The following is an 8,340-nucleotide window of genomic DNA, read 5'->3' as shown; positions in this document are numbered from 1 at the left end:
TTCGCAGAATTTGTCGTTGCTGTCACCGTGTCTAATGAACTCTTGACCTCTCCAAGCCCTTGCTTCGTCGTATCAGCCTCTTCTTTTGCTTGCTCCGCAACATTCATCGCTTCTTCCGCTGTTATCTTCGCAGTCTCAGCTACTTCCTTGGCTTCTACAACCAAAGGTTCTACCTTATCTGCCTTAACCTGCGCTGCTTCATAAATGATCAGATCAAATTCTGATAAACCGTATTTCTCTTGCGCATCCGCAATCACTTGGATTAATTGGTAAGTAGCAAACACCACGGTCATTGCATTCGCTAAGACTTTATTTGTTTTTTTCAAAGCTTTTGAACATCCGTTGGTAGCTGATAGAGCCAAGATCTGAGACATCAAGTTCGACAACAGCATCTTTGTTTTACGACGCTTGCCAACTTATGTATCAGAATACACCACAAAGGAATGAAACAGTACTTCTGTATAGCGTGTCCATTCTCTTATCGTTTATGACATCAAAGCCAGAAAAGGCACGAGAAACAAAACACGCTCTCCAGTTCCGGCTATTTGTTGTGCTATCTTAAAGCTGGTAAAAATCTTCTCCGTTCCAAATGCCATAATAAGTTTGCCACGGTCTGCTTCTTTTTAATCATCACAGACTTTCTCATACTTTTGGATTTGTTGAAAAGTTATCCCTAATTGGTGCCCTAATTGCTTTTACGACATTCCCAGCATTTTTCTTTGAAAGCGATTTTTTGCCTATAGAAATGTCGTTAAAATGTGGCTTTTTGCTTTTCACTTTCAAGTCCCCCGCCGGTTGCGAGCACCCTCGCATTAGTATTCCGAGAGCCTGAAAGTATTGAATACGAACCAGATTTTTACTTTTAGTGCTCATAGCACCTAGATATAGAAAAATATCCCATAATTCCGAGACACCCACAGAGTGGGCTCATTTATGATCGAACTTTAGGGCTTTCAGACCCTACTAATCGCTGCGTAGACGAGCAAAATTACTCTTTAAGTAATAAAGTCATTTCAGGAGATTAGCAATCAAAATGAAAATAATCTCAAAGACTATAAGATTGAGCACTCTTCAAAAGAGGATAATGCGAAGGGCTGTCATCGTGGTTAGTCATTAACCCACATAATGCTTCTTTTCCAGAAAACGCAAAACGCGATATAAGAAAAAATGTTGTTTGCAAAGTTTTCTCTTGCCTATACAAAGAGAAAATGAAAAATTTGGAGGGCTCCCATGATAAATGACATCTACTGTGTTGGATACAATTATGTTGAACATGTTCATGAACTAGGTAATGTTGTTGAAGATGAACCTGTTATCTTTAGCAAGCCAAAAAGTTCACTCGTTTTAGGCAATGAAATTTATCTCCCTAATTTTTCCAAAGAAATACATTTTGAAACCGAAATTGTACTCAAAATCTCAAAGGACGCTTTCATGATCATGGAGGAAGAAGCAGAAGAATGCTATGATGCCGTAGCAATAGGTCTTGATCTCACAGCGCGGGATTTGCAAACAAAACTGAAAGAAAAAAAGCTTCCTTGGCTTTTATCGAAAGGATTTAAAGGCGCCGCATACGTCTCTGACTTCATAAACAAGGAAAAAATAAACAACCCAATAACCTTTGCAATGAAGTTAAATGGCGAAACAAGACAAGTTGGCAATACGAAAAATATGATCTTTAACTTTGAGAAGGTAATCTCATTTTTAAGTCACTACATTCAGCTAAGACGTGGTGATCTCATATACACAGGCACTCCACAGGGTGTCGGAAAACTTTCTCAGTTTGACAGAATAGAATTGTATCTCGAAAATCAATTAATTTCAGAGCTAAAAGTAAAATGAATCATCAAATACTGACCTTTTTCATTGTTTCATTTTTTTTAGTCATCTCACCGGGGCCGAATATGGCCCTTATCATCGATAATGCAACGAGATTGGGAAGAAAGAACGCATTTGTAAACGTTTTAGGATTGTGTACAGCAACATATGTGCATGGGGCATTTTCCACACCTAGGTGTATCAGCGCTCATTCTCAACAACAAAACGCTGTTTTTTTTAGTAAAACTCATGGGTGGCAGCTATTTATTATACATGGGCTTTAAATCAATTAAATCTGGAATACACAGCTTAAATTCAAAAGAAAGAAGTTCAACGAATGAAAAGCATGCTACGAGTTAAACAAAGCTTTTAACCAGCTATATGGACGGTTTTCTGACACAAATACTAAACCCCAAAGTATCTATATTTTACATAGCAGCTTTTCCAAAATTCTTAGCTTCTGGAGGTAGCATTAAAAAAGGTTTTGAACTTGTCACAATACATTCTTTCAACATCTTTGCATGGTTTACTTTAATGACCATTTTTATATCATTTGCCAGTACCGCCTTAAAAAAGCAGCGGGTAAAAGGCTCGATTAACATTGCGACAGGAACAGTTTTATCTTTGATAACAAATTGTAAAGTTAATAGAGCAATCTTTTCCTGATTCTGTCTCTCACTATGAATAGCTCAATCTCTAACAGAGCTTATACAATCCCCAGTTCTTTTTTCTTTGTATAACTGAATTACGTTGCATTTCTTTATCATACTCTCAAGGACGTTTGTGTAAACTTTGTGTAAACAATGTGAGTTTCTCGCAACATTTTATAAAATGTTACCAATATCTAAACAAAATCCTTATTCATCACTTTTAAAAAAATAAGCTATGATATTCCTCTTTTCGTTTATGAAACAAAAGTAACTTTTTGATTTATGATAGCACCATACAAACAAAAAAATGATTTAAAAATCATTTTAATTTTCCATTAAAAATTGTTTCTTAAACTAAGATGAGAACTCTCGAGTGCTACTTGAGCAAAAAGTAAACTCTCACCATTATGAATAATAATAAATAATGCACTGATTACAAATAATAAGTTTCAAAAAATTATAAAAACTCCTGACAACTTTCTGAAATAATTTTAAAAGCCCCACGTCTTTTAATGAACAATTAATTTGTTATTCATAACAATAAAAAGCTCCCCATTCAAATATCTGTTACGTTATTTAAGAGGACAACATTCTCTTTTTTCAAAAGCATATTCCTAAAACATATTCTTTTCTTTATCCACACAAAATCATAAAAAACGTTTTTTTCCTTTACACCTCATTTATATCATGCTTCGATACAAAATAATGCTTTTTTAGTGTAATTTAATCTCAAAATAATTAAAGGGAACCCCCAAAAAATGAGCTACAAACAAAATTTAAAAGATAATTCTCAGAATAAGTTACAGCGTGGACTACACAACCGACATGTACAACTTATAGCCATTGGTGGTGCTATTGGAACAGGTCTCTTCATGGGGGCAGGAAAAACAATTAGTGTAGCAGGTCCTTCCATCATACTCGTTTATGCTATTATCGGTTTTGCTCTATACTTTGTCATGCGTGCTATGGGAGAATTGTTGCTTTCTAATTCACAATACCGATCTCTTATTGATTTTTCAACCGATATGCTAGGACCGGGAATCGCTTTCTTTGTTGGCTGGAGCTATTGGTTGAGCTGGGTTGTAACTGGAGCTGCTGACATTATTGCCATCATCACTTATATGAACTTTTGGTGGCCAACACTCAATCCATGGTTTACCGTTTTTACCTGCATTAGTGTCTTTTTAATCTTTAACCTCTTTGCCGTGAAACTATTCGGTGAACTTGAATTCTGGTTTGGTCTTATCAAAGTCGTCGCAATTTTAGCATTAATTGTTGTGGGATTTTATATGATCGTTACGGGCTTTACCTCTCCCAATGGTACGGTTGCTTCTCTCAATCACGTATGGAACGATGGCAATATCTTTCCGCGAGGAATGACAGGTTTTTTTGCTGGATTTCAAATTGCCATTTTTTCTTTTGTTGGTATAGAAATTGCTGGAACAACCGCTGCTGAAGTAAAAGAACCTAAAAAAGTTCTCCCCAAAGCAATTAATGCAATACCGATCCGTATTGTACTCTTTTACATTTTTTCTCTCGCTGTAATTATGTCTGTCACACCTTGGGATCAAATTGTTCCAGATAAAAGCCCCTTTGTCTCGATGTTTTGGCTTGCAGGCATTCCGATAGCTGCTGGCTTGGTAAACTTTGTCGTTATTACCTCAGCTGCCTCTTCAGCAAATAGTGGTATTTTTTCTACCAGCCGTATGATATATGGACTTGCAACACAAAAAGGTGCACCTCCAATTTTAGGTAAACTTTCCAGATACCATGTTCCAGCCAATGCTCTATTCTTTTCCTGTTTATGTATTTTAATAGGGTATACAATTGCCTCACTCTCTCCAAGCCTCATAAGTGCTTTTACAATTGTGACAAGCATTTCAGCTATTGCATTTTTATTCGTATGGTCTGTAATTTTGATTAGCTATATTGTGTATCGTCGCAATCGCCCTCATCTACACGCTGAATCCATTTATAAAATGCCAGGAGGTGTTATCATGTGTGGGATAATTTTAGTTTTCTTTGTTTTCATGCTCTATTTGTTGACATTAGAAGCTGATACTCTACTAGCCTTAAAATATAGTATATTCTGGTTTGTTTTCTTAGGTATAATGTATTTTATGTTTGTAAAGAAAAAAATAACTCAAGGTAACAAATAAAGTCTATACATAAAAACATCTCAAAAAAGGGTAATTTTAGTTACCCTTTTTCTACTTAACCTCCTCCCCAAACATCAAAAAACGACGATTCCTACCGGCACCGGTTTGTAAACAATCCGGCTTATTAAGGGGGAATGCTGCTGATCATTTATATGGTTCACCTACATAAGGCTCTATGGGCTAGCCCTGCCCTGAACACTCACCACCCATTCTAAAAATACTTAATGCGTAAAATGTTATATGCTTTATATCACTACTCTACACAACAGTATTTTACTGCACAATAGGATAAGAAACGAGCTATTCTGTAAAAAATTCTCTATAAACTTCACTGACATTGTTTACTAATAAAACATGAGATTTATCTAAAACTTTCCCCCCCAAAAAATTTATATTCAATTTTTTATCAAAATTAAAAATATAGCTCTAAACAGAATATATCTTAATAGCTATCTGCAATAAAAAAAGATTCTATGAAAATATTTTTCTATTTGTAATAAATTTTAAATATTAATACTTAAGTGTAAATTTTAAATATATTTTTTAATGTTTTAAATAATAGTTTAACCATTTAAACTTATTTTATTTATATACAAAGTTTTATATTTAATAAATTTACAATTTTATTTATATTTTTATATAGATAACAATATCTATAAATAAATAATTTTAAATATAAAGATATTTATATAAAAATTACTATAAACAAATATACATAAATATATATTATTATTTATATACATATAATAATAATATATAATATAAATTATATTATATATTATATATATTACTTATGTATAAAACATAAAAAATCAAAAAAATATAATACAATTTATCTTTTTTTTCTTATATATAAAATAATTATTCCATTAATTAATAATGTTTTTGCTTTATTCACATATAGTCATAGAAAAAAATTCCTTTACTCCTTAACCATAGCGTGTTCCGATAGAAGGAATTACCTTTTTTAGGGTAATTTTTATTTAAAAATAACTAAGGAGAACTCCCCAAAAATGAACAAACAAAATTTAGAAAAAAAACCTAAGAAGAAATTGCAACGTGGACTACATAACCGACACATACAACTTATAGCCCTTGGTGGAGCGATTGGAACAGGTCTCTTCATGGGATCAGGAAAAACAATCAGTGTAGCAGGCCCCTCAATTCTACTCGTTTATGCAATTATTGGTTGTGCTCTATACTTTGTCATGCGTGCTATGGGAGAGTTATTGCTTTCTAATACACAATACCGATCTTTTATTGACTTCTCAACCGATCTTCTAGGGCCATGTGCCGGATTCTTTATCGGCTGGACATATTGGTTGTGTTGGATTGTCACTGGAACTGCTGAAATTATTGCTATTGTCACTTATACACACTTTTGGTGGCCTGAGCTCAATCCGTGGATTCCTGTTATAATTGGTCTTATGTCCTTTTTAATTCTTAACCTCGTCGCCGTAAAACTATTTGGCGAACTTGAGTTTTGGTTTGGTTTTATCAAAATCGTAGCAATTCTAGTCCTAATCGTTGTAGGATTTTATATGATCTTTACCGGTTTTGTCTCTCCAAACGGTACGGTTGCTTCTCTTAACCATATATGGAACGGTGGGAATATTTTTCCGCGAGGAATTACAGGCTTTTTTGCTGGATTTCAAATTGTTATTTTTGCTTTTGTTGGCATTGAACTCGCTGGAACAGCTGCTGCTGAAGTAAAAGAGCCTCAAAAAGCTTTACCACAGGCTGTTAATTCAATACCAATCCGCATTGTATTCTTTTATATATTCTCTCTTCTTGTGATTATGTCTGTGACGCCGTGGGATCAAATCAGTCCAGAAAAAAGCCCATTTGTAACAATGTATGCACTTATTGGTATCCCAACTGCTGCAGGTTTGATGAACTTTGTTGTCCTCACAGCTGCCGCATCTTCAGCAAATAGTGGAATTTTTTCTACCAGCCGTATGATATATGGGCTAGCAACACAAAAAGGTGCTCCTAAATTTTTAGGAAAACTTTCTCGTAACCACGTTCCAGCCAACGCATTATTCTTTTCATGTATATGCATCTTATTTGGTTATGCCGTTGTATCGTTATCTCAAACACTCATAGCTGCTTTTACAATTGTTACGACAATTGCCGCAACTTTGTTTATATTTGTATGGTCTATCATTTTGATCAGCTATATCGTCTATCGCCGCAATCGTCCTCTCCAGCATACTGTCTCTCCTTATAAAATGCCAGGAGGTGTTGTTATGTGTTGGGCGCTTCTTGTTTTCTTTGCATTCATTATCTATTTATTGTCATTAGAAGCTGACACTGCCATAGCTTTAAAATACACTCCAGCATGGTTCATATTTTTAGGAATTGTATACTTTCTTTTTGGGAAAAAGAATTATGCAAAAAATTAAAAAATAAAGCTTATGTTTCCAAAAACATATAAAAAAGGGTAACTAAAGTTACCCTTTTTTTGATATTTATCTATAAAATTATAAAAGCTATTGACAAAATATCTCTGTAGAATCTTCAATTACGCTCTTTATCAACCAAAGCATTCGATTTTATCCAAGGCATCATAGAACGAAGTTTTTTACCAACTTCTTCAATAGGATGATTATCATTTAAACGCCGCATACTTTTAAAATGAGCAGCACCAGCTTTATATTCTTGAATCCAATTCGATGTAAATTTACCCGTTTGAATATCTTTCAATATACGTTTCATTTCTGCTCTGGTTTCATCCGTAATCACACGTGGACCAGACATATATTCACCCCATTCAGCTGTATTAGAAATCGAATAATTCATATTTGCAATGCCCCCTTCATACATGAGATCAACAATCAGTTTAACCTCATGCAAACACTCAAAATAAGCCATTTCCGGCGCATAACCTGCTTGTGTTAATGTTTCATAACCTGCTCGAATCAATTCAACAAGACCACCACAAAGAACCGCTTGTTCACCAAAAAGATCAGTTTCGCACTCTTCTTTAAATGTTGTTTCAATCACCCCAGCACGTCCACCACCAAGTCCACATGCATAAGATAATGCTACATTATGTGCATGCCCTGAAGCATCTTGCGCCACCGCTATTAAGCAAGGAACACCACAACCCCGTTGGTATTCATGACGAACTGTATGCCCTGGACCTTTAGGAGCAATCATCACAATATCAACGTTTTTTTTAGGTTCAATCAAGCCAAAATGAATGCTCAAACCATGCGCAAAAGCAATCGCTGCCCCATCGTGTAAATGATCATGAATATGTTCCTTATAAATATCAGCTTGCAATTCATCTGGTGTTGCCATCATGATGAGATCTGCCCATTTTGCTGCTTCAGCAACACTCACCACTTCAAAACCATCAGCCATGGCTTTTTTTACTGTTTCCGACCCTGAACGCAAAGCTATTTGCACATTTTTAACACCAGAATCTTTCAAGTTTAAAGCGTGCGCACGCCCTTGAGAACCATAACCAACAATGGCTACTTTTTTCCCTTTAATGAGATTAACATCCGCATCACGATCATAATAAACACGCATAAAAAATTCCTTCTTTCTCTATTTAAACTGGATTTCAGATTACTTTTATTCAATAAGAAACATTATCTACAGTGCATCACACACTTATAAAGACAAAAAACACCGCTTATAAGAACACAGCAATTGAATAATTTTAAAGTTTACATATTGCATAGAAAAAACTGTAGTCCCCAAAC

The 8,340-nt window shown here is 34.8% G+C and carries 6 protein-coding genes and 2 pseudogenes; 4 read left to right on the top strand and 4 right to left on the bottom strand.

The genetic code is table 11. From position 1 onward, the window contains the following. From ACFINX_RS03735 to ACFINX_RS03725, 3 genes and pseudogenes are all read right to left on the bottom strand, one after another. Positions 1 to 374, bottom strand: a 374-nt coding sequence (locus ACFINX_RS03735) for an alanine-zipper protein (RefSeq protein WP_375668353.1), incomplete at its 3' end; no start/stop codon positions are given. A gap of 324 nt (positions 375 to 698) precedes the next feature. Next, positions 699 to 873, bottom strand: a pseudogene (locus ACFINX_RS03730) (transcriptional regulator); the annotation flags it as partial. A gap of 172 nt (positions 874 to 1,045) precedes the next feature. Next, entirely contained in the window at positions 1,046 to 1,180 is a 135-nt protein-coding gene (locus ACFINX_RS03725; protein ID WP_375668352.1) for a hypothetical protein, read from the bottom strand. A gap of 50 nt (positions 1,181 to 1,230) precedes the next feature. On the opposite strand from ACFINX_RS03725, the gene ACFINX_RS03720 reads away from it, so the two are divergent. The 4 genes and pseudogenes from ACFINX_RS03720 to ACFINX_RS03705 all read left to right on the top strand — a co-directional run bounded on the left by ACFINX_RS03720 (position 1,231) and on the right by ACFINX_RS03705 (position 7,029). Continuing rightward, the gene (locus ACFINX_RS03720; protein WP_375668351.1) at positions 1,231 to 1,839 is read left to right on the top strand and encodes a fumarylacetoacetate hydrolase family protein; all 609 of its coding nucleotides are present in this window, start codon (positions 1,231 to 1,233) and stop codon (positions 1,837 to 1,839) included. Between the two features lie 144 nt (positions 1,840 to 1,983). Further along, a pseudogene (locus ACFINX_RS03715) lies at positions 1,984 to 2,481 on the top strand (LysE family translocator). A 742-nt stretch (positions 2,482 to 3,223) separates the two neighbouring features. Then, entirely contained in the window at positions 3,224 to 4,624 is a 1,401-nt protein-coding gene (locus tag ACFINX_RS03710) for an amino acid permease (protein ID WP_375613396.1), read from the top strand. A 1,013-nt stretch (positions 4,625 to 5,637) separates the two neighbouring features. After that, positions 5,638 to 7,029: an amino acid permease gene (locus ACFINX_RS03705; protein WP_375668350.1), complete on the top strand. Its 1,392-nt coding sequence runs from the start codon at positions 5,638 to 5,640 to the stop codon at positions 7,027 to 7,029. Between the two features lie 115 nt (positions 7,030 to 7,144). Here the strand turns inward: ACFINX_RS03705 and ilvC are convergent, their stop codons facing one another. Further along, a complete protein-coding gene (ilvC, locus tag ACFINX_RS03700; RefSeq protein WP_375612028.1) occupies positions 7,145 to 8,164 on the bottom strand; it encodes a ketol-acid reductoisomerase in 1,020 nt (339 codons plus the stop codon). Positions 8,165 to 8,340: the final 176 nt, after the last annotated feature.

The sequence above is a fragment of the Bartonella sp. AP36NXGY genome, assembly GCF_042195865.1.
Classification (GTDB): domain Bacteria; phylum Pseudomonadota; class Alphaproteobacteria; order Rhizobiales; family Rhizobiaceae; genus Bartonella.
The sequence above is the reverse complement of the archived record's forward strand: the minus strand, read 5'-3'. Positions and strand labels throughout refer to the sequence as shown.